This window comes from Paraburkholderia sp. UCT70, assembly GCF_050434085.1.
Lineage (GTDB): Bacteria > Pseudomonadota > Gammaproteobacteria > Burkholderiales > Burkholderiaceae > Paraburkholderia > Paraburkholderia tuberum.
Genome location: NZ_JBNPVZ010000003.1, coordinates 147,773 through 169,603, shown reverse-complemented (window position 1 = coordinate 169,603; position 21,831 = coordinate 147,773). Strand labels below are relative to the sequence as shown.

Sequence of the window (21,831 nt, the reverse complement as noted above, 5' to 3'; positions counted from 1 at the left end):
ACCGCACTCGTCCTGGTCGTTCACTGTGCGGCCGGTGCCGGTGCGGTGGCGGGCGCGGGTTCCGTCGGCGATCGTGTATTCGAGGCCACTGGCGGATTGGCCAACCAGCCGCCTCCCAACGCCCTGAACAGTGCGAACTGTGCCTGCAGTTCGCCGACCTCTTCCCTCGCCTGCGACGACTGGCTTTCGAGCAGCGCAACCCGCACCTGATCGATATCAACGCGGCCGGTATCGCCGAGTTCGTAGCGACGTCGCACCTGGCTCAACTGCGTGGTGCGACGCGTGACTTCTTCATTGCGTGCCTTGAACAACTCGTCCTGCCGGTTCAAACGCGCCAGTGCACGGTCGACGTCATAGAACGCGCCGAGCGCGGTCTTTTCGTAGTTCAACATGGCCTGCTGCGCCTGCGCATCCGACGACTCCACCTGCGAGCGCCGCGCGCCAAAGTCGATCAGCGGCATCGCCATCGCCGCGCCGAACAGCCAGAACGTGCTGGCCCCGAGGCTTTGACCCGCGATCTCCCAACCATTGCGTGCAAGCAAACCGCTCAACGACATGGTCGGCCAGTAGTTGAGCCGCGCGACATCCGACTGCCTGACCGCCGCATTCACGCGTGCCTGCGCCGCGATCAGATCCGGGCGCCGCATCAGCAGGTCGACCGGCTGGCCGGGCTCGATATGCGGCAGCGCGGTCATCAGCGTGTCGCTTTCATCGAGAATTCCCGCGAATTCCGCGGGCTGCACGCCGCATAGATTCTGCAAATTGAGTCGTGCCTGCGCGATGCCGTTCTCCACGTCCTGCAAACGCGCATCGACCTGCGCGCGGCCGGCGCGCGCTGCTTCGATGTCCGTACTCAGCACGAGGCCCGCGTTAAAGCTCTTCTCGGCGATGTCGACGAAGTCGTCCGCGATCGCGCGGCTCTGCAGCAAAATCGTGCGCTGACGCAGCAGCCCGCGATAGGTGACGTACAGATCCGCAACACCCGACACCACGCTCAGGCGTACCGCCTCCGCGTCGCCCGCGGCCGCGCGTGCCTGTTCGCGTGCCGCCGAGAGCCTTGCGCGTCCCTGACCGAACAGGTCGATCTCCCATTGCGCCTGCAAGCCGACACGCCAGAACTGCGCATCGGTATTGTTGATGCCGAGGAATTCCGCGAATTCGAGCTGCGTCTCGCCGCCGTGGTACTTCGCAGCGCTCACGCCAGCACCGACCGACGGCAGCAGTTGCGAGCGAGCCAGCCGGATCCCGGCCTGCACCTGATCGACGCGTGCGTAAGCGGTCGCGATGTCGAAGTTGTGCGCGAGCGCGAGATCAATCAGTTTGTTCAGCGTCGGGTCGTTGTACTGGGTCCACCATGCCGCGAGCTGCTGCTCGGACATCGGTGTCGCCACGCCCGGTTGCGCCTCCGAATACTGCGGCGGAAACGCGGCGGGCTTTTGCAGCTGCAATGAACCCGTACAGCCGGCTTCGAGCAGCAGGGCCGCGATGGCGAGCAGATAAGGGCGCGCGCGGATCATTTTGCTTCCGGGTGTCGACCCGGCTCCCATTCCGCCTGCCTGATCGAGAACAGCATCGCATACAGCGCCGGCACGGCGACCAACGTCAGCACGGTGGCAAAAACAAGGCCCGCCATAATCGTGATCGCCATGTCCTTGAAGAAAGGATCCCACAACAACGGCGCCATGCCGAGCGCCGTCGTACCGCCCCCCAGTATCACCGGCCGCAGTCGGTTCATCGCGCCGTGGGTCACCGCCTGCATGCGCGGCACGCCCGCGGCGATCTGCGAATCCATCTCTTCGACGAGCACCACGCCGTTCTTGATCAGCATGCCGATCAGACTCAATAGACCGAGCAACGCCATGAAGCCGAACGCGCCGCGAAATAGCAGCAGACCGAGCGTGACGCCGACGATCGACATCGGCACGACGAGCAGCACGACGAGCGCCGGCTTCAGGCGTCCGAACATCATCAGCACGAGCAGCGCCATGCCGATGAAGCCGAGCGGCAGTTGACGGAACAGGCTCTGCTGCGCGCGCGTCGACGATTCGTGCTCGCCGCCCCATTCGAAGCTATAGCCCGATGGCAGCTTGATGTTCTCGATGCTGGAGCGTATGCGGTTGAACGCGTCGACACTGTTCTGCCCATAGATCGGGTTGGCCGAAACCGTCAGCGTGCGAATCCGGTTTTCGCGCGCGATCTGGCCTTCCTCGGTACCGACCGTGAAGCCGTTGACCACGTCGCCGAGCGGCACGTAACGGCGCAGCCCCGCGCTGAACACCTGCAGGTCCTGCAGACCCGCGACGCCACGCGTGTAGTCGGGCGAACGCAGCACGATCGGCAGTAGCTGATCGCCTTCGCGATAGATGCCCGCCCGCAGGCCTTCGGTTGCATAAGCCATCGTGTCGCTAACCTGACGGCGCGTCACACCGAGCGAGCGCGCCCGCGATTCGTCGAATTCCGGCCGCACGATGCTGATCGGGTTCTCCCAGTCGTCGCGGATCGCGATGATGCGGCCGTCGGCCTTCAGCACGTTCTGTGCTTCCTGAGACAAGCGACGCAGCACGATCGGGTCGGGTCCGGAGAAACGTGCCTGAATGGCCGCGCCACCGCCAGGGCCGAAGTTCGGCCGCGTGACCGTCCAATGCTGTTCGGGGAAGCGCTTCTTCAGATCCGCTTCGATCTCCGGAATCATGTCGTCGATCAGGCCCTGGTCCTTCACGCCGACGATGAACTGCGCGTACGACGGATCACGCCCTTCCGGATCGTAGACGAGGAAGAAACGCGTCGCGCCCGAGCCGATATAGGTCTGCACGTTGGTGACGTCCGCATGCTTGAGCAGCACTTTCTCCACCTCGCGGCTCTTTTCGACGACCGCGCGGATATCGGCGCCGCGCTGCAAGCGCATGTCGACATAGAAGATCGGCGTGGTCGACGCGGGGAAGAAGCTCTGCTCGACGAAACGGAACGCCCACCCGGCCAGCACGGTCAGCGCGACGAGGCCGATGACCACGAGCACACGCCGTCTCGTGACCCATGACAACAGCTCGCCGTAGCGCTGGTACAGCTTCGACTTGAACGGGTCTTCATCGATGATGTCCGCGGGCTTGAAAAGATACGTGCCGAACAGCGGTGTCAGGGCGATGGCGATCACCCAGCTGAATAGCAGCGAAATCGCAGCGACGGCGAACAACGACGCACAGAATTCGCCGACCGCATCCGGCGACAGGCCGATGCCCGAGAAAGCCAGAATCCCCACAATGGTCGACGCGAGCAGAAGCCATTGGCTTTGTTTGAGAATCTCGGTCGCCGCCTGGAGATGCGACGTGCCTCGTTGAACCTTCACGAGCATCCCCTCGACCACCACGATGCTGTTGTCGGTCAGCATGCCCATCACGATGATCAGCGCGCCGAGTGAGATACGCTGCAGCTCGATGCCTGCCGCGTACATGACCAGCAGCGTGCCGAGGATCGACAGGAACAGCTCGACGCCCAGCACGACGCCCGCGCGCCAGCCGAGCGCAATGCCCAGCGCGACACCGACGATCGCCACGGACAGGAACACGTCGAAGATAAAACCGCGCACGCTCTCGTCGACGACCTGCGGCTGATCGTAAAGCGAGTGCAGCTTGATGCCGATCGGGCGGTCACGCTCGAGTTCGGCGAGCTTCGCCTTGATCTCCTCGCCGACCCTCACCACATTGACGCGCGGCCGCGCGCTGATACCGATCGTAACCGCGGGCTGGCCGTTATAGTGAATGACGTGGTTCGGAATCGTGGCGTAGCCGTGGCTTACGCGCGCGATGTCGCCGAGCAGCAGCGGGCCGGGCGTATTGTTGACAGGCAGCGAACGAATGGCCTGCAACGAATCGAGCGAGCCGGACGGCGCAATCCGCAACGACAGGTCGCCGACACGTTCGCGGCCCGCGGGCCGAACCTCGTTCTGCACGAACAGCGTCTGCGCAAGATCGTCGGTGGACAGATTGTTGGCGATCAGTTGCGCCTGGTCGACGTCGACCGAGACCTGCTCCTGCTGCTCACCGGCGATCACGATGTCGGACACGTCGCCGAGTGTCAGCAGTTGGCGGCGCAGTTCGCGCGCGTACTCATACAGTTGCGCCTGCGTGTAGCCCTCGCCGGTCAGCGCGTAGAACATCCCGTAGACGTCGCCGAAACGGTCGACCACGAGTGACGGTCCCGCGCCCGGCGGAAGCCGGGGCTGTGCATCCGATACCGACTTGCGCACCTCGTCCCACACCTGCGGCAATTGCGCCGACGTGTACTGGTCGCGAATCTCGACGCGGACTTCAGAGTAGCCCGGTGTCGAACGCGAGGTCAGCTTGTCGACCTGCGGCATCTGCTGGATCGCGCTTTCGAGCCGGTCCGTCACTTCCTGCTCGACTTCGTGCGCACTCGCGCCCGGATACAGCGTCACGACGACCGCAGTCTTGATCGTGAACTTCGGGTCTTCGAGCCGCCCGATGTTGTAGTACGCGAAGATGCCGCCCAACAGCGAGATGAGCGTCAGAACCCACGCGATCAGCGGCTTTTCGATAAGGGGGCGCGCGAGATTCATTGAGGCGCATCCATTGGACGGACCGCCATTCCCTCTTTCATGAACTGCGAGCCGCCGGCCACCACGCGCTCGCCCGCCGCAACCGCCCCCGCGACGACCACATCGTCATTGCGAATTTCGCGCACGCTGACCGGCACCGCATGCACACGGCCGGACGCGGCGTCGTAGCGCCAAAGACTGCGCTGACCGTCCGCGCCGATCGACACCGCGGCGATCGGAATCGCGAAGTACCCTTTGTTGTCGTTTTGCGCGACCTGACGCGCCGTGTCGGAAATCTGTACGCGCAGCGCCATGCCGGGGAACAGCATCGCGCTTTGCGGTCCTTCGATCGAGAACACGAGCCGGTAGGCCGCCGAAGTCGGCGAGGTCTGCGTGGTCCGTTCCCGGAACACGAGCGGGAAGCGGTTCTGCGGCCGCTCGGGCAGCCACGCCTCGGCTCTCAGCGTCTTGTCGACGAACAGCCGTTCGGCAATGCTCTGAGGCAGATCGACGCCGACATCGACACGGCCGATGTTTTCCAGATTGAACGCGGGCGCCCCAGCCTGCACGACCTGCTGGATCTCGATGTTGCGGCGAGCGATCCGGCCGTCGAATGGCGCGACGAGCTGGGTATTGCGCAGGTCGCGGCTCGCCAGGTCGCGTGCCGCGCGTGCGGCATCGGTGGAAGCCGACAACTGCTCATAGGCAGCCTGAGACAGAATCCCGTCCTGGCGCAATACCGCCTGGCGCTTCAGGTTGTCGCTCAGCTGCTGATACTGCGCGTTCGCGCGTTGCATTTGCAGCTTGTAGGGTTCCTCGTCGATCCGCGCGATCAGTTGCCCGCGTTTCACCGACGCGCCTTCGAGCACCGCGATCTGCACGACGCGGCCCGATACTTCGAAGGCGAGCGGCGAGATGCTGGTCTGCTCGACCCGCCCGGTAAAAATGCGAATGGCGGAAGCGTCGGCCGGTTCGACCCTGGTGAGCTGCACGGCTGGCCTCGTATCGCCACTCTGTGTTTCGGTCTGCCGTTGGCAGCCCGACAGTGAAACGACAAGCGCGCAAGTCAGCGCGCACGACACTGCGCCGGTCAGTGCGATTCCGGCTGGTCGGCGAGGCCGCGGTGCATCGGAGCGGTTTGCATTCATGACGTTCTCGGCTGACTGCTGGCGCAACCCATGTCGTAAGCCCGGCGGCAACGTAGCTCACGGCCCGGCGAATACGAGACCCTACAGGTTGCTCAGCAATTCATAGGGGCCCATAACAGTGGACCGACGGGTGCATCCGATGCGACTTCCACGGCCAGCTCAGACTCGAGGAACAGCGGCATCCCTTCTGTCGGACCGGCAACGTCGTTCAAACCAGTCTATCGGCGACAATGGTGTTGTGGCCGTCGGGACTACAGCCGCGACCCATGTGTCGTCATTCCGGCTCCGTTCATCAGGCATCCTGTCTAAGTGCCAAACTGCTTCGCCATGTCGAAGCAAGACTGAGGAAATTGACGAATCCGCCCTGTACGGAATGCACGACGATTCCGCAAAACCTGAAGACGAATTGCGGGCGGATTGCAGCGTTGAATCAGATCCCTTCGATTGAACCTTGCTGCAAAATTATTAAAGTTCCCAAACAATTCGTTGTCAAGAGCCTCACAGGCGCAGCACGATCGTATCGATCGCTTACCTTAAGCGGTATATCAAAGCCATCATAGGCGTTCATGACTTCGCGCAGTTCACTGGTGGTTTGCCCGGATCATGCGTGCGTCATTGCCCCTTTCAGTTCGTCACAGGCATCATGGCCGAACAATGCGCAAGCCGTCAATCGATTCGCGACTTACTACGGCCATACAGACTTGTTCTATGGTTGCTTCGGCTTCTGTTGACGAAAAATAAGCATGGCTATTCTGCTGTACTAGTGACGAAATGCCATGGGGAAAAAATGCTATAGGTTTCATGGAATTTTTGTTTCGCCGATGGAGCAGCCGTGATCGTTAGATCGGAATACTCTCTCATTGAAGCCAAGGCGCGCTGTGGGGGACGGCGTTGGTTGCATCAGCAATTCGCCGGGCGTAGAGTACTCAGCGGACAGGTAATTCGTTCTCAGCGATATCGATTCGATGCGCGAGGCAACCGCCTTGTGACCCAACTCTGCATGAAAGAAAGTTGGCAATTGCAACGTCGCGGGCCGCCGCCAGCATTCATCGCTTGCATCGGCGTAGCGCGGCTGCCGTCTCGGACGAACCGGTTCGACGCATCATGACGCGCTCGCTCGCATCGTGGACATCGCGGTGCGCGGCACTCGCGCTGCTTACCAGCAGTCTTCTGTGCGGTTGCGCGATGGTGACCGTCAGCTCGCAAGGCCCGGAGCAGTACATCGCGATGCGTCGCGGCGACATTCTGTCGACCGGCCGTCTGAGCGCCGCGACGCGAGACACACTGCACATTGCGGCACTCGACGGGAACACCTGCCAACGTGAGCCGCTCGATTGCATCAATACGATCTCGACCGTCGGCGGAATCAATACCGACCGGCGATTGTCGAGCCTCGCCGAACTGTCGTTGCAGATGGCCATCACCAACACGCCGGCCAGCGCCAGCGATTGGAGCGACGCGCAATTCGATCTGTGGCTCAGGGCCGCGCGATTCGCGTATGCGTTTCTGTTCCTCGGTGAACGCACTGCTGGCGAACGTGCATTCGAAGATCGTCAGACCCAGGTCCGTGACTACTACAACTACGCGGTGCAGGAGCTCGCCCACGCGCTGTTTCTGCGTGGCGCGCTCGCTACCGATGCCGGCAACGGCGTGCCGGGCACGCAGTACATCGCAGGCTGGTCCATTCATCTCGACCTGAGCCGAACCCGGCTACCCGAAGGCGTGCGCGAACCGCGCGAAGTCATCCCGGCGTCGCGGCTGTCGTTCGCGGGGATACGTAGCATTTATCGACGCGATGGTTTGGGGGCGGAACTCGTTGCTGTGATGAACGTGCCGCCGCCTGAAGATGACGTCGATGCGGGTGGCAATGCCAGCGCCGACACGCGTGTGTCCGCCCGCGTCGATGGTCCCGCGAGCGCACCGTTCAACCCCGGCGTGTCGTCAGCAGCCGCGGATCGGCCAAGGCCGGCGTCGCGCTTTTTCCGCGAGATGCCGTCGCCGAACGTCACCGCGTTGATCTGGTTCAGCCAGGGCACGCTCGAACAGGTGCTTGCCTCGCATGAGGTCGTGCTGTCCGTCTATGATCCGTATCGCGAAGACAGTGTCGAGCGACACGGCCAGACTGTGCCACTTTCGGCCAACTTCAGCGCGGGCTACGGCATCTGGCTCGCGCGCTCGGGCTTCGCCGGGCAATCGTTGCGCACGCTGTTTGGACGCGCACACGGTATCGATACGCCCCGCATCTACATGATGCAACCGTTCGATCCCAATCGACGGATCATTCTGATGCTGCACGGCCTCGCGAGCAGCCCCGAGGCATGGGTCAACGTCGCCAACGATATTCAGGGCGATGAAGTGCTTCGCCAGCATTTCCAGGTGTGGCAGGTCTACTACCCGACCAACGTGCCGATTCTGGTCAACCTCGCGCGTATCCGCCGCGCCACGCAACAGACGCTCGCGCACTTCGATCCAGACGGTACGGCGCCGGCGTCGCATGGCATGGTGTTGATTGGTCATAGCATGGGCGGCGTTCTGGCGCGGCTGCTCGTGTCGACTTCCGGCGACGCGCTTTGGGCGACGTTCGAGGACAAGTACGTGCCCGAGGGCACCGATATCGATCGCGAGGACGAGCGGCTCGATCGGCTACTGAACTTCACGCCGATGCCGCAAATCGAGCGCGCCATATTTATCGCGGCCCCCCATCGAGGCACGCCGTTCGCGAGCAACCGGCTGTCGCGCTGGGCGGCCAACCTCGTGCGTCTGCCGCTTGCCCTGCTGAACGAGATCGAGGAAGTGATGCAGACGGCGACGAACATCGAGCCGCAGGGACGGACCTTCCATGTGCCTAATAGCATCGAACAGCTGCGCGAAACCGATCCGTTGATTCGCGCGACGTCGCGGTTGCCGATCAGCCCCCAGGTTTGCTTCCATTCGATCATCGCACGGCGCCGCGAAAACGGGCCGCTCGAAGATTCCGATGATGGCGTGGTCCCTTATCGCAGCGCGCATCTCGTGGGCGCGCTGTCGGAGAAGGTGATTGTTGCTGGACACAGTGTGCAGGAGACGCCGCGGGCGATCCTCGAGATTCGGCGGATCTTGCATGAGGATATTGCGCAGATCGATCAGCGCGGGGAGGTTTGCGGGGAGGCTGGGATAGCGAAGTGATGGCGGAGGGGCCAGCTGTCTTTTGCGGCGGCTCGGACTTGGGCTTGGGCTTGACATGCTTGCTGTTGCTGGGCTCTGTTCGAATCACTGGTACAGCGTTCCGAATCAAGCCAGCGTGATCGAGGCAGGCGCGGAAGATTGGTTCGGATGAGCGGTCAGGTCAGCGGAACGCTCGAAAGATCGCGATAGCCACTCGAGATTTTTTCGCTACAAATTACGTATTGAATGTTACGGATCGGCGGGGCACGTGTGTTCATTCTGGCGTGTTGTCGCCGTTTGGGGGGAGTGATGGGGTATCGTGCACCAATTTGACTGATTGGCGTGAAACAATGGGATGCATTGGTGAAAAAAGTCTTTTAAAACAATAGGTTGACATGCATAGAAGAGGTTTAGTTATGTTTCACGCCGTGTCGGTTGGCGAGATTGGCCGAAGAATCGAAAATTCTCGCTCGTATTGGCTAAGAGTCATTCGTTTTTCGATATTTAGTTCGCAAAAGTTGACCGTATGTTCAGTCCCCGTATATTGCTAGGTTGCAGATGCGCGACTGCTGCATCTGCTGAAGTTCAAGTTGGCCACACGCGTGGCGACTGACAGTCGCTCGAATTGCGGATGCGCGATCGTCTTGCTAGTCAATATCACAGGGCGGGGCGGGAGAGACTCTTTACGTTCGCGAGAATTGCGCGCTTGCCCTCACCTATCCTGCCGTCCATCGTCCGACGGATTTCTTGCGGATGATCTGAGAGCAGCGATGTTGATTTCGCGCTGAACGAGTGGTCTGACGCAGGCCTATCCGGGCGGCGTGACATACGATCGGACGGAAATCATTCGTTGCGGTCGAGTCACTCATTACTCCAGTACTTGCCCAAAAAATGATCGGGGCGGTCGCGATGCATCCCATCGAATACATCTATCTGGGTGTCACCCCAGCGGGTGGGTAGATCGGTAGGCCTGACGGCCGACATCAACTATCTTTAAAGTGCCCTCTCACTGACGACGGTGGGATGTTGGCTTAGCGCGATTACAGCCAAATTCATCGCGGCCGGCAGGCGTTCGCGATTGACTTTCTGGTGTTCGATCGAGACGCTGAATCAGCGACGGGATCTGATTTGAGGACAAGCTTGCGCCGTGGCGAACACTGTTTGCGGGACGGCGACTGCTTCGTTTGAGAGAACGCGCGATACATGATTCGGGATCCCTTAACGCGACGTTCCAGTAATAACTGGCTCCCGCCGGATCTTGACGCATGTCGTCTGTTCGCTGAGGCAAGCCCCATTCACAGCCTTCCTTGGCGCGTTTGTTCATGCCGCTTTCATTGCTAATCGTACGGAACAGCTTTTCCGGCAGAACGACTGTTGACTTTGCGGTCGATAAGCGGTGGCCTCAACGCTGCGCGCGTTCATTGCCTGAGGTACACCGGGAGTGTGAAGCATCCTTGCGAGACGTCGACGATCTTCGCCGAGGTTTGCTGCGGCCGACAGCGCCATCATGAACACAGCTGTTCATGGACAACCATGTGCAATGCACGTCGCGCACTAAGAATCGCGGCCTTTCTCATTGAGAAGATTGGGACCGACGATAGCGGAGTCGAGTCGTCTCGGGGAAATGCGCTGATGCGGCGTTGGGTTGAGAATGACCGTGGATGGTCTGCCGGAATAGAGTTTACGTTTATAGGACAGAGGGCTGGCCCTCCATCCCGTCCGTCATATGTCGCCTGTGCGATTTTGTATGTGCTCCGGGTAATGCGACCGTCAGCGAAGCAGCCGAACCCCGGCTCAATGGATGCATCAGAAATTCCCAGTCATTGGCTGTCTCGCTCATGGCGAGCGGCTGACCCGCAGCGGGTGCCTGCGAGATCGCTGCGAACGCAATACCGCGCGAATCGCTCCACGGGTCGTGCAAGGCACGAAGGATGTGCGTTCGCCCGGACGCGGCACGCTTTCATCGGCATCGGGGGTGCGTCGTCAAGAGTGTCTAGAGTCTAGACACCGGATGGCGCAAAGGTAGGGCTACGGAGTGAGTGTCTAGACTCTAGACACTCTTCGAGGTGGACCGAATTGATTGACCCAAAAAAAAGCCCGCACTAAGCGGGACTTTTAACACTACAACCGAACCACCGATTAGCTCGTCTTCGGCTGCGATTGGAACATCTGTCCGATCAACTGTCGTATCTGAACTTCTTGCGCCTCGGTGATCACTCCGGTCTTGATCTTGATCGTGAAGTTACTAACATCCTTGGTGATGCTCCCAGCGTGCTCTCGTCCCGCGAAAAATTTCTCGATGCTGCGTCCGCCGGTACTACCCGACGTCGTCTGCCGGGTCGCCAGGGCGGTGATTCCCGCCGCGACCTTGCCCTGATCCATTTCGCCTCTCACCAGCAGAGGCCAAATTTCGCGAGCGGCTTTAACGCCATCCTCGCCATGCTTTTTGATAGCCGCTGCAATTGCTTGCGCCGCAGTCCCGCCCAATAGTCGCGGTTGAATATCGAGATCTTTCTTGATGAAGTCCGGCAGATTGTCGAACGACAAGAACTGATACAGACCTGCCCGCGACAATCCCATCGCTTCCGCCAGTCGCTTGCGATTCGGGAACTCTGTTTCCGATCGACGAATCGCCACGCCGATTTCATAGTCAGCAAGGTCGTCGCGGCTAATGTTTTCGACCATTGCGAGCACGGCCATATCCGAGTCGGAGCAATCCGCAACCACGGCCTTGATCGTGTCCAGCCCCAACATCTTGTGCGCACGCCAGCGTCGTTCGCCGGCGACGATCTGATAGTCGTCCGCAACACGACGGACCACGATCGGCTGCATCAGTCCAACTTCCCGGATCGACTCCGCAAGCTCGGCTAACTTTGCTTCGTTGAACACGCGACGCGGCTGCCAAGGGTTTGGCAAGATGCCAGCAACCGCCAGTTGCGATGCGACGCCAGTCGATTCCAGTTCCTGCACGCGAAGTTGCGCAACGGCCAGCGCGCCGGCAAGGCCGGGCGCCGTTTGCGTGCGGTTGCTGCGCTTCACCTCGTCCTCGTTGATCGACGAAGTTTTGCGAATGCCGGACGTCTTGGCCAGCAACTGTTCTCGCATATTGCTCATTGCGCGTTCCTCCATTTTTCCGAATAGATCTCGTCGATCCAGCGACAGTAGTCGACGAGAGGTTGCCGCACGCGTTGCAGCGACTTGGCCGCGCTGTGATTGCTGCTGATGTCGAAGACAGTCGAGAACGCCAACGCCCCGGTGCTCATCACCGAGCTCGCCGGTACCTCGATCGAATGCAGCCAGTTTTCGTACGCGCTTTGCGCCCACGCGCGCACGATTGGCGCCGACGAGTTCCGCCCATAATCGACCCGCGACAACACCAGCGACACGAAGTCGTACTTCTTGTCCGTCTCGAATTTGATAAAGCTTTTGGACACGTCCGAGAAAAGTCGCCAGAACGACAGCGAGCTGATGAAGTCCAGGTTTTCCGGCACCATCGGCATCACCATGGCATCCGCGGCCATCAGCGCGTTCAGATTGAGGTACGACAGCGACGGCGACGTATCCATGAGAATGTAGTCGTACTTCTTGCGCAGCGGCTCGAGCCCTTGACGAAGCACGGTCCAGAAGCGAAAACCCGGTCGCATCTTTTGCATCGCCGGCAGATGGAACTCTGCTCCAATCAGTTCCGTGTGCGCAGGAATCACGTCGATGCCATCCCAGTACGTCGACTGGACCCGCCCCTCGAGGCCACCTTCGATGTCCTGGTCGTAGACGTACGGCAATACTGTGTCTTCAGGCGTCACGTCTTTTTCCGCGTACAGTCCACACAGTTCCGAAAGCGACGCCTGCGGGTCGAGATCAACCACCAACACTTTGCGTCCCCGCAGCGACAGCCCTTGGGCGAGGCACATCGTCGTCGTCGTCTTGGCGGAGCCACCTTTGAGCTGCGCGGTGATAATGATCTTCCCGTCTGGCTCCTTCAGGCGCGTGACCAGTGGAGTCTGGTAGATGTCGGAAATCTTTTGTACCCAGATCCGCGCCTCTTCCAGCGTGAAGGTCCGGGTACGGCCCGTGCCTGCCGCCGTGCCCGAAGGCAGTTCTCCGTCGCCTTTTGTCGCGAGATACTGAACCTGCGAGTGTGAGACGTTGCACATCTCGGCAATCTCGCCGGTCTTGAAAACAGGAGCCGTTTTTCGAGGACGCGGAGCCAGAATCGTGTCACGCAGCTCATTAGTGAAAATGGTGACTTTTTCTGCGAACTCACTGATCTGCTCAAAGTGAACGGTTCGGTCTACGGCAGGAAGTTGGCTCGTTCTGACCATTCTGAGGTTTTTCCATAAAATTCCAGAAACCTCAGAATACAGGAAATACTTGAAAATAGCTTTTTAAATTACTGTTTTTATGCGGATTTTCTGCAAATTTCTGTATTTCCAGACCGTTTTCGGTTGCAGAATCGCCGTGGAAACTAAACGACCCTCGAAACACTGCATCCTCGAAGGCACAAATGACCTCACCTTTCTTCGCAATCTGGGTAGCGGAGTCGGCACTCCTGCTCGAGACTTAGGCACTTGGTGAGGTCATTTGTGCACTTTCTCATTTCCTGAAAGACCGGTCCGGCGAACTTCTGCACAACCGACCTCACCATTGTTAGATTTTCGCCACCTCCCTGCGAGCGCTCCCCGCGCTTAGAACACAAATGCGCAATCAACCTCACCCACAGAAGCGGCGACGCACCGGCGCCAGGCCGTCAGCCAGAGGCTCAGCTCATCACCAAGGATTGCCAATCACCGTAGCAGCACAACCAACCTCACCTTGGCAGCAGCCCTCCCAAACTCGCTCCACGTTTCGCACAATCAACCTCACCATGCTGCATCGCGCAATCTTAAGCCGCATTTATTGTGTGAGCCAGGTTGGTAGGTTTTTTTAAAACCGAGAACGAACCCACAAACCAACGCAATCAAACACTATTCAATGCGTTCAACCACTTAAGTTCCAAAAGGTGAGGTGCGTTGTGTCGAAGGTGAGGTTCGCTGTGCTCAGAGGTGCGGTTGGTTGTGCAGCAAGGTGAGACCGATTCCCCACCAAGGTGTGGTTCGATGTGTTTGCCACTGCGTCAAATCACGAGGGTGAGGTGGGTTGTGCAGCTACTGGGAACGAGGTTGAAAGGGCCGTCGCATAAGGCCTTGCCGCGCGAACGCCCGCCCGCAAGGTGAGGTTCTTTGTGAACATGGTGAGGTTCGTTGTGCCGAAACGCGGAAGGGACGCCGAAACGGCCTCCGCCGCGGTCGTTTGATGGTGAGGTTCTGTGTGTTGACAGCTCACCACCGCATGCTTACAGTCCCGGGAGCGAAAAAGTGGATGAAGAACATGGCCGCGGACAATCCGGAAGAGGGCAGGTCGAAAGCGACGTCACGCCAGATGGCGCTCGCGCTGTTCGAAGACATGTTCGATCAGGGATTGCGCATCAACGAGGCCAATCGCGAGATCGGTTATCAGCGCAACGATTTCTTCACCGAAATCGTCAATATGGGGCTGCCGGCGCGGCGCTTTCTCGATGCCGCGTACTTCATCGTCGCGCAGGAGCCCGAGCAGCGCGATCAGTACGACGTCGAACTCAACTACTTCAAGTGGCTGATGCGTTACGACAGCCGCAACCTGAAGCACTTGCGCACGATCGCCGACGAAGCTCAGAACGCGAAAGTTCGCGTGACGAATACGCCCGCGGACCGCGATCCCAACGAAGACGATCTGTGGGTGCAGGTTCAGTTGATCGGCATGGTCGGCTTTCATCGCGGACGTATGCGTTTCGACGTCCATCCGCGGCTGGTGCCGCATATCCGCGATCCGCAGAAATCGCATTGGCTGAGCTTGCGCATTTCCACCGCGTTCACGCGCAGTCTCGCGCGCGCGATCTACGACAAAGTTTTGCCCAACGTGCCCGCGGGACGCACCGACTGGATCCAGCTCGAGGAAATGCGCAACTGGCCCGGCAAAATGGGCGCGAATGCCGCCATCTTCAAATACTTCAAGCGCGACTGGCTCGAGCCGGCGGTGCGCGAGATCAACGAAGTGTCGGACGTCGAGATGTCCTATGAGACGCGGACTGCATCTACGACGTCGAAGAAAATCGACCGCATCCGCTTCCTGCTCAAGCGCAAGGACACAGCCGACGCGGTACTCGCGAGCCTCGCCGACGCGAGCCATCTGTACAAGATTCTCACCGACGAATTCGGGCTCTCGACCAAGCAGTTCAGCGAGATTTCGGAGAACCGCGAACTCTGGACCGACGAACGCATCCAGCAGGCAGTCGAATACACGCGCTTCAGGGTCAAGCGCGGCCAGGTCAAGAAGAGCCCCGCGGGCTACCTGATGCGCGCGCTACGCGACAACTGGAAGATCTCCGACGCCGAGCGCACGATGGTCGACGTACAGGCCAAACTGCTCGCCGACGAAGCGCAGGAACAGGCGGTCAAGACCGAAACGAGAAAGACCGTGGCGCACAGCATCGCGACGCGCGAAGAAGAAGTGCGCGCGCGCATGAACGAGGATTCGCGCAAGGGCCGCGACCATTTCAACGCCGCCGATGCGAAGACGCGCAAGGAACTGATGCATGCGTGGACGACGTCGCGCGAAGGCAAGCTGATGCTGCGCCGGATGAAGCTCGAACCGTCGACGGTCACCGAAGATGCCATTTTCGCGAATACCGAGCTGGTCTGGTATCTGGGGCAGTTCGTGTTCGGCCGGATGAATGCGGCGCGCGCGGCGGCGTGAAGTGAGCCGGAAATCGGCTGCAAAGCAGCCCAAACTGAGCCGATCGGCAAATAGAAAGGGGTCTTGCACTGACGGATAGCAACGTCAGTGCAAGACCCCTTGCTACTTCAGCCGCTCAGAACGCTCAGAACGACCCGAACAGCGAGCCCAGCACGATCACCACCACCAGCGCGAGTAACGCGCCGAGAATCGCGACGATCACGATGTCGCGATAGCTTTCGCGGTGGTTCGACCCACACACGGCAAGCAGCGTCACGACCGCGCCGTTATGCGGCAGGCTGTCGAGTGTGCCTGAGGAAATCACTGCGACCCGATGCAGCAGCGCCGGGTCGATGCCGTATTGCGCAGCCAGTTGCAGATAGGTGCTGCCGAGCGCGTCGAGCGCAATGGTGAGACCGCCCGAGGCCGAGCCGGTCAGCGCCGCGAGCAGATTGGTGGCGACCGCGAGCGATACGAGCGGACCACCGCCGATACCCAGCACCCATTCGCGCACGAGCGCGAACGCTGGCAGTGCGGCGATCACCGCGCCATAGCCGACCAGACTGCCGACGCTGAGCACCGGGAGCACCGATGCATTCGCGCCCGCATCGATCGTCTCGCGCAGCGCTGCCAGGCGATGCCGATTGAGCAGCACGAGCACGACGATCGCGACGGTGAGCGCCACGCACACGCCCCACACACCGCCGACCGCCGCAAGCGACGTCTCGCCCCAACGGACCTCGGCCAGATAGTCGGCGTCGATGCGCGGCAGCACGATCACGTTCATCACGAAGTTCGTCAGCACGACGAGCACGAGCGGCGTGAGCGCGACGCCGAACGAGGGCAGACTCTCGCTGACATGCCCGCGCTTCGCTTCCTCCGGATCGAAACTCTGCGATACGCTTGCGCGCTCGCGCACGAGGTTGTCGCTGGCCGGCGCCCCGGTGGATTTCACCGCCGCCTTGAGTCCGTCGAATCCTTCATTGGCCGCCTTCGCGCGCGATTGCTGCAAGGACAAACCACCAGAGCCCGAACACCGCCATCACGATACTCGCGATGATGCCAAGCCCGGGCGCCGCAAACGGCGTCGTACCAAAGAACGGCATCGGGATCGCGTTCTGGATAGCCGGTGTGCCGGGCAGCGCGGACATCGTGAACGTCGACGTGCCGAGCGCGATCGCGGCCGGCATCAGACGGCGCGGAATATTGGCGGCCTGGAAGAGGGCGGTGGCCATCGGCGCGAGCACGAAGAACGCCACGAAGAGGCTGACGCCGCCATAGGTGACGAGTGCGCCACCGATCACGACCGCGAGAATCGCCCGATGCGAGCCGAGCTTCTCCGTCATGTAACTGGCGATCGCCTTCACGGAGCCGCTGTCTTCCATCAGCTTGCCGAACAGCGCGCCGAGCAGGAACAACGGAAAGAACTGCGCGAGAAAGCGCGCGGCGCTGAGCATGAAGGTCTGGGTCCAATGCGCGAGAATCGGTTCGCCCGAAATCGCGGCGGCCAGCATCGCGGCGAACGGCGCGAGCAGCAGCACGGTCCAGCCGCGGTACGCGAAGCCGATCAGCAGCGCGAGACTCGCGAGCATGCCGAAAAGCCCTAGACCGATCGCGAGCGGCGACAGGGTGATGACTTCCATGGTCAGACTCCGTCGAGCAACGCGTCGAGATCCAGCGAGGAGCGCACGCCGATCGAATCGCCGTGCTCGGCGAGGAACGCGTCGGCGGCACGCCGGCCTTCGTCGCGCAGCATCGTCAGAAAGCTCCACTCGGCGTTCAGCTTCGACGAGTAGCCGAGTTCGGTCATCAGCTCGCTCGCGATCCGATGGATGCGCATCGCCGCCCAATGGCGGCCTTCGTCGCTGCCGGGGTCCGCCGCGCGGCGCAGCAGTGCGATCATGCGCAGCTCTTTCAGCAGCGGCGCGTTGAAGGCAACTTCGTTCAGGCGACTGATGATGTCGCGCGCGGTGCGCGGGGTTTCGTCCCGCACGACGGGATTGACCTGGATCAGCAGCGTGTCGCTCGACGTGCATTCGCGTACCAGCGGCGTCATGGTCGGATTACCGGCATAGCCGCCGTCCCAGTAGTCTTCACCGTCGATCTGCACGGCCTGAAACAGCGTGGGCAGGCAGCCGGAGGCGAGCAGCACGTCAGGCGTCAGGTCGCCATTGCGAAACACACGCGCCTGGCCCGTGCGCACGCGCGTCGCGGTGATGAACAGCTTGATCGGCGCGTCGCGCAGATGCGCGAAATCGATCGAGTCCTGCAGAATCTTCGCCAGCGGATGTACGCCGCGCGGGTTCAGGTCGTATGGAGAAAACACGCGCGCCGCGAGGTCCATCGCGATGAAGAGCGGCGAGTAGTCGAGCGTCCAGCGGCCCATCAACACGTCGAACGGGGTACGGCGAAACGGGCTGTACACCGATGCTTCGAATACTCGCCGCCAGAAGGCTTCGAGCGCGGCGCGCGCGCCGGCCGCGCCGTCTGCCTGATAGCCGCTCACCAGCACCGCGGCGTTCATCGCGCCAGCCGACGTACCCGATATGCCTTCGATCCGCAGCCACGACTCTTCGAGCAAACGGTCGAGGACGCCCCATGTAAATGCACCGTGCGATCCGCCGCCTTGCAATGCGAGGTCGATAAGGGCGGGTTCGCGGTGGGTGGGTTGGTTTTTTGTTGCAGCCAAGACGACTCCGGTAGTGAGGAGTGCTCCATTTCGCGAGCTGACGCCGCATGCACGGCGGACGAATGAACTGCTGGCCAATGCTGTGAACTACCGAATGCGGTGAGGCGTGTTTCAAAGGCGAAACATCGCACTGCACCATTGGTATTGGAAGTGGCCGGTGACTAAAAGTCAAGCGTATTCAACCTGATTCACAAAGCTTGCGAGCAACCGGCTCGTGGCCGTCATCGCCCGCTTGCTGGTCACGCGCGATTGTGCCTGGCAATGCCGGCCATTCAAGCGGACTATAGAAAAGCCGGTTGGTCACGCCGAGGTCAAAAACAGCGTGTAGGGAGGCCGGCCGGCGCGCCCCGTCGCGCCGCTTACGTAAGCCGCTCACATAATCATGGATAGGCGGAGTATCTTTGCACGGTTGGCGCGATAATGCGGTGGCAATCATGCAATCTGCGTTATCCGATTGCGCGTGCCGCTTAAATGCTAACTCGCGTGTATATCGTCGCTGTTTCGCCTTGCGCTAATCGCCGCGGCGTATTGCAATGTAATGTATCGTCTCGGCCGCCGGATACATTACGACATAATTCGACTGATGAACCAGGCTATAAAGCAGGCATCTTCAAATCACGGAGAGCATGATGAACGCCGAGTTCCTGCAAGGGTCCTGTCACTGCGGGGCCGTCAAGTTCGAAGTTCGCACCGAAATCGTTCCGGCTGGTCGTTGCAACTGCAGCCTGTGCCGCCGCAAGGGCGCGCTGATGACGCCGCTCTTTCCCGCCAGTCAGCTGAAGATTCTGAGTGGCGAGGATTCGCTGACGCTATACCAGTTCAACACGAAGGTCGCGAAACACTACTTCTGCAAGCATTGCGGCATCTATCCTTTTCATCAGACGCGCAAGGATCCGCAGCAATGGCGCGTCAATATCGGCTGCCTCGACGGGGTCGATCCTTACGCGCTCGAAGCCGGCGTGGCCGATGGCGCGAGTCTTTCCGTGCTGGAGGACGCATGAAACGCCTGTTTGCCATCGCTGTGTTCGTGGCGGGCGGGTTCGCGGCCGAACTCGCCCATCCGTTGCAGTGTTCATTGATCCAATCGAGCGGCGTGCAACTCAATCGCCGCAGCAGATAATCCGTCGATGGAAACCTCCGACCACGTACTGATCGTCGATGACGATCGCGGTATCCGTGAACTGCTCGCGGGATACCTCGAGAAAAACGGCGTGCGTGTCTCGCTCGCGGCCAATGGCCGCCAGATGCGCGCCGCGCTCGAGAACGGCGCGCCCGACCTGATCGTGCTCGACCTGATGCTGCCCGGCGAAGACGGCCTCGTGCTGTGCCGTGAGTTGCGCGCGGGCAAGTTCCGCACAGTGCCGATCCTGATGCTGACGGCGCGCAGCGAGGAAGCGGACCGGATCGTCGGCCTCGAAATGGGCGCCGACGATTACCTGACCAAACCGTTCGCCGCACGCGAGTTGCTCGCGCGAATCCGTTCGGTGCTGCGCCGCGCGCGCATGCTGCCGCCCGGCATGGAGGTGACGGAGTCGGCGCCGATGCTGTGCTTCGGCGACTGGCGGCTCGACACGACCGCGCGCCATCTGCTCGACGCGGACGGAACCGAGGTGGCGTTGAGCGGCGCGGAGTACCGTCTGTTGCGTGTGTTTCTCGATCATCCGCAGCGCGTGCTCACGCGCGATCAGTTGCTGAACCTCACCCAGGGACGCCAGGCCGATCCGTTCGACCGCTCGATCGATCTGATGGTGAGCCGCCTGCGTCAACGCCTGCGGGACGGCGCGCGCGAGCCGCGCTACATCAAGACGCTGCGTAGCGAGGGCTATGTGTTTTCAGCGGCCGTGACCGCGATCGGAGATCCGGAATGAGCGCATCTCCATCATCACCGTCGTTGCTGCGCTGGCCGCATTGGCCGCGCACGCTGTTCGCGCGGCTCGCGGTGATTTTGTTCGTCGGGCTCGCGCTCGCGCAGGCGCTGTCGTTCTGGCTCACGATGACCGAGCGCGACCAGACGATGACCAATATCATGATGGGCTACATCGAGCGCGAGGTGGCGAGCTCGGTCGCGCTGCTCGATCATCTGCCTCCCGACGAGCGCGCCCAGTGGCTGCCGCGGCTCGCGCGGCGCAGCTATGAGTTCGTGCTCGGCCCCGGCGTGCCAGGCACCCCGGTCGACGCGAGCCTGTCGGCGCGCGTCGCGCAGTCGATCGGCGATGGCATCGGCACGCGTTATCCGTTGACCGTCAACGCAGTGCCGGGCGATCGCGAGCGTCTGCAAGTGCACCTGAAACTGAGCGACGGCACGCCGCTCACCATCGACCTGCGGCCGATGCCCGGCGCCCCGTTGTCGCGCTGGCTGCCGCTCGTGCTGACGCTGCAGCTGCTCGTGCTCGCGGCCTGCTGCTGGCTGGCGGTACGGCTCGCGACGCGCCCGCTCAATCAGCTCGCAGTCGCGGCCGACACGCTCGGCCCCGACCTGAAGGCCGCGCGTCTGCGCGAAGCCGGTCCGTCCGAAGTGGCGCGCGCCGCGCGCGCGTTCAACGCGATGCAGGACCGGATCGCCACTTACATGACCGAGCGCATGCAGATTCTCGCGGCGATTTCGCACGATTTGCAGACGCCGATCACGCGCATGCGTCTGCGTGTCGACACGATGGACAACGACAGCGAGGCCGCGAAGCTGCGCCAGGATCTGCAGGAAATGGAGGCGCTGGTCAAGGAAGGGATCACCTATGCGCGCACGATGCATGGCACGACCGAGGTGCCGCGCCGCATCGATCCCGATGCGCTGTTCGACAGCCTGGTGTGCGATTACGTCGACGCGGGTCAGCGAGTGTCACTGCAGGGCCACTTCGGCCAGTCGCTGACGATGCGTCCGCAGGCGTTGAAACGCATCGTCGGCAATCTGGTCGATAACGCGCTGAGGTACGGCGGCGCCGCGCAGATCGATATCGGGGCGTTGCACGATGGCGAGGCTACCGTGTCGGTGCTCGATCGCGGTCCCGGCATTCCGGTCGAGTCGCTGGAGACGGTGTTCGAGCCGTTCGTGCGGCTCGAAGGGTCGCGCAATCGTCAAACGGGCGGCACGGGGCTGGGGCTCGCGATCGCGCGGCAACTCGCGCTCGCGATGGACGCGACGCTCACGCTGCACAACCGCGTCGGCGGCGGTCTCGAAGCGCGGCTGACGTTGAGGAAGTTGCGCGAGTCATAGTTGGACCTCTTGCGGCGCGGACACGCGGACGATTCCGTCAGAAAAATTCACAAAGCCCGCCAATACGAAATCGTCATCGGGTTTGGACTATTAATGACCCCCGCGCGCCATTTCGAGCTGTGGCTCTGGTGCTTCTCAGTAGTTCTGAATGACCACCGGTTCAGCTCGCTTCAGCGATTCCCCATCATTTGAGAAAACCGCTGCGGTGATGCGGCAGGTCGCATCATTGTTAAATCATCGATATTCAAAGCGACTTATCGATGCGAGCAATTCAGATGCGTGGTGAATTGTTAATTCGCAAATTCAACCAAATTCGGCAACGCAGCATCGATGGATT

The 21,831-nt window shown here is 61.3% G+C and carries 12 protein-coding genes and 1 pseudogene; 6 read left to right on the top strand and 7 right to left on the bottom strand.

Annotation, left to right across the window (positions count from 1 at the left end; all coding sequences use genetic code 11):
* Positions 1 to 20 precede the first annotated feature (20 nt).
* Genes OKW41_RS18505 through OKW41_RS18495 form a run of 3 tightly spaced genes read right to left on the bottom strand, consistent with a single transcriptional unit; the run spans position 21 to position 5,544 of the window.
* Positions 21 to 1,517, bottom strand: coding sequence for an efflux transporter outer membrane subunit (locus OKW41_RS18505; RefSeq protein ID WP_429573532.1), 1,497 nt, complete (start codon positions 1,515 to 1,517; stop codon positions 21 to 23).
* On the bottom strand, positions 1,514 to 4,573 hold the full coding sequence (locus OKW41_RS18500) for an efflux RND transporter permease subunit (protein WP_429573531.1): 3,060 nt from the start codon (positions 4,571 to 4,573) through the stop codon (positions 1,514 to 1,516). Before OKW41_RS18500 ends, OKW41_RS18505 begins: the two co-directional genes overlap by 4 nt.
* Positions 4,570 to 5,544 (bottom strand): efflux RND transporter periplasmic adaptor subunit, encoded by a 975-nt coding sequence (locus OKW41_RS18495; protein ID WP_429573530.1) that lies wholly within the window; start codon positions 5,542 to 5,544, stop codon positions 4,570 to 4,572. The genes OKW41_RS18500 and OKW41_RS18495 overlap by 4 nt, the downstream gene beginning before the upstream one ends.
* A gap of 1,260 nt (positions 5,545 to 6,804) precedes the next feature.
* On the opposite strand from OKW41_RS18495, the gene OKW41_RS18490 reads away from it, so the two are divergent.
* The gene (locus OKW41_RS18490; protein ID WP_429573529.1) at positions 6,805 to 8,865 is read left to right on the top strand and encodes an esterase/lipase family protein; all 2,061 of its coding nucleotides are present in this window, start codon (positions 6,805 to 6,807) and stop codon (positions 8,863 to 8,865) included.
* 2,118 nt (positions 8,866 to 10,983) lie between these two features.
* On the opposite strand, the gene OKW41_RS18485 is transcribed toward OKW41_RS18490, so the two are convergent.
* Together OKW41_RS18485 and OKW41_RS18480 are read right to left on the bottom strand one after the other, a co-directional pair.
* A complete protein-coding gene (locus tag OKW41_RS18485; protein WP_429573528.1) occupies positions 10,984 to 11,958 on the bottom strand; it encodes a ParB/RepB/Spo0J family partition protein in 975 nt (324 codons plus the stop codon).
* Positions 11,955 to 13,166 (bottom strand): ParA family protein, encoded by a 1,212-nt coding sequence (locus OKW41_RS18480; protein WP_167368785.1) that lies wholly within the window; start codon positions 13,164 to 13,166, stop codon positions 11,955 to 11,957. Before OKW41_RS18480 ends, OKW41_RS18485 begins: the two co-directional genes overlap by 4 nt.
* A 1,045-nt stretch (positions 13,167 to 14,211) precedes the next feature.
* Between OKW41_RS18480 and OKW41_RS18475 the strand changes: the two genes are divergently transcribed.
* Complete coding sequence (locus OKW41_RS18475) at positions 14,212 to 15,615, top strand: replication initiation protein (RefSeq protein WP_429448720.1); 1,404 nt, start codon at positions 14,212 to 14,214, stop codon at positions 15,613 to 15,615.
* Between the two features lie 124 nt (positions 15,616 to 15,739).
* Here the strand turns inward: OKW41_RS18475 and OKW41_RS18470 are convergent.
* Together OKW41_RS18470 and OKW41_RS18465 are read right to left on the bottom strand one after the other, a co-directional pair.
* Positions 15,740 to 17,237, bottom strand: a pseudogene (locus OKW41_RS18470) (GntP family permease).
* Positions 17,238 to 17,239: 2 nt separating this feature from the next.
* The gene (locus OKW41_RS18465; RefSeq protein ID WP_429447095.1) at positions 17,240 to 18,283 is read right to left on the bottom strand and encodes a patatin-like phospholipase family protein; all 1,044 of its coding nucleotides are present in this window, start codon (positions 18,281 to 18,283) and stop codon (positions 17,240 to 17,242) included.
* A gap of 629 nt (positions 18,284 to 18,912) precedes the next feature.
* On the opposite strand from OKW41_RS18465, the gene OKW41_RS18460 reads away from it, so the two are divergent.
* Genes OKW41_RS18460 through OKW41_RS18445 form a run of 4 tightly spaced genes read left to right on the top strand, consistent with a single transcriptional unit; the run spans position 18,913 to position 21,494 of the window.
* Entirely contained in the window at positions 18,913 to 19,284 is a 372-nt protein-coding gene (locus tag OKW41_RS18460; RefSeq protein WP_429573527.1) for a GFA family protein, read from the top strand.
* Positions 19,281 to 19,403: a hypothetical protein gene (locus OKW41_RS18455; RefSeq protein ID WP_429573526.1), complete on the top strand. Its 123-nt coding sequence runs from the start codon at positions 19,281 to 19,283 to the stop codon at positions 19,401 to 19,403. The genes OKW41_RS18460 and OKW41_RS18455 overlap by 4 nt, the downstream gene beginning before the upstream one ends.
* 7 nt (positions 19,404 to 19,410) lie before the next feature.
* Complete coding sequence (locus OKW41_RS18450; protein WP_184005401.1) at positions 19,411 to 20,151, top strand: response regulator; 741 nt, start codon at positions 19,411 to 19,413, stop codon at positions 20,149 to 20,151.
* Positions 20,148 to 21,494, top strand: a complete 1,347-nt coding sequence (locus OKW41_RS18445) for an ATP-binding protein (protein ID WP_429573525.1) — start codon at positions 20,148 to 20,150, stop codon at positions 21,492 to 21,494. The genes OKW41_RS18450 and OKW41_RS18445 overlap by 4 nt, the downstream gene beginning before the upstream one ends.
* The last annotated feature ends 337 nt before the right edge of the window (positions 21,495 to 21,831 follow it).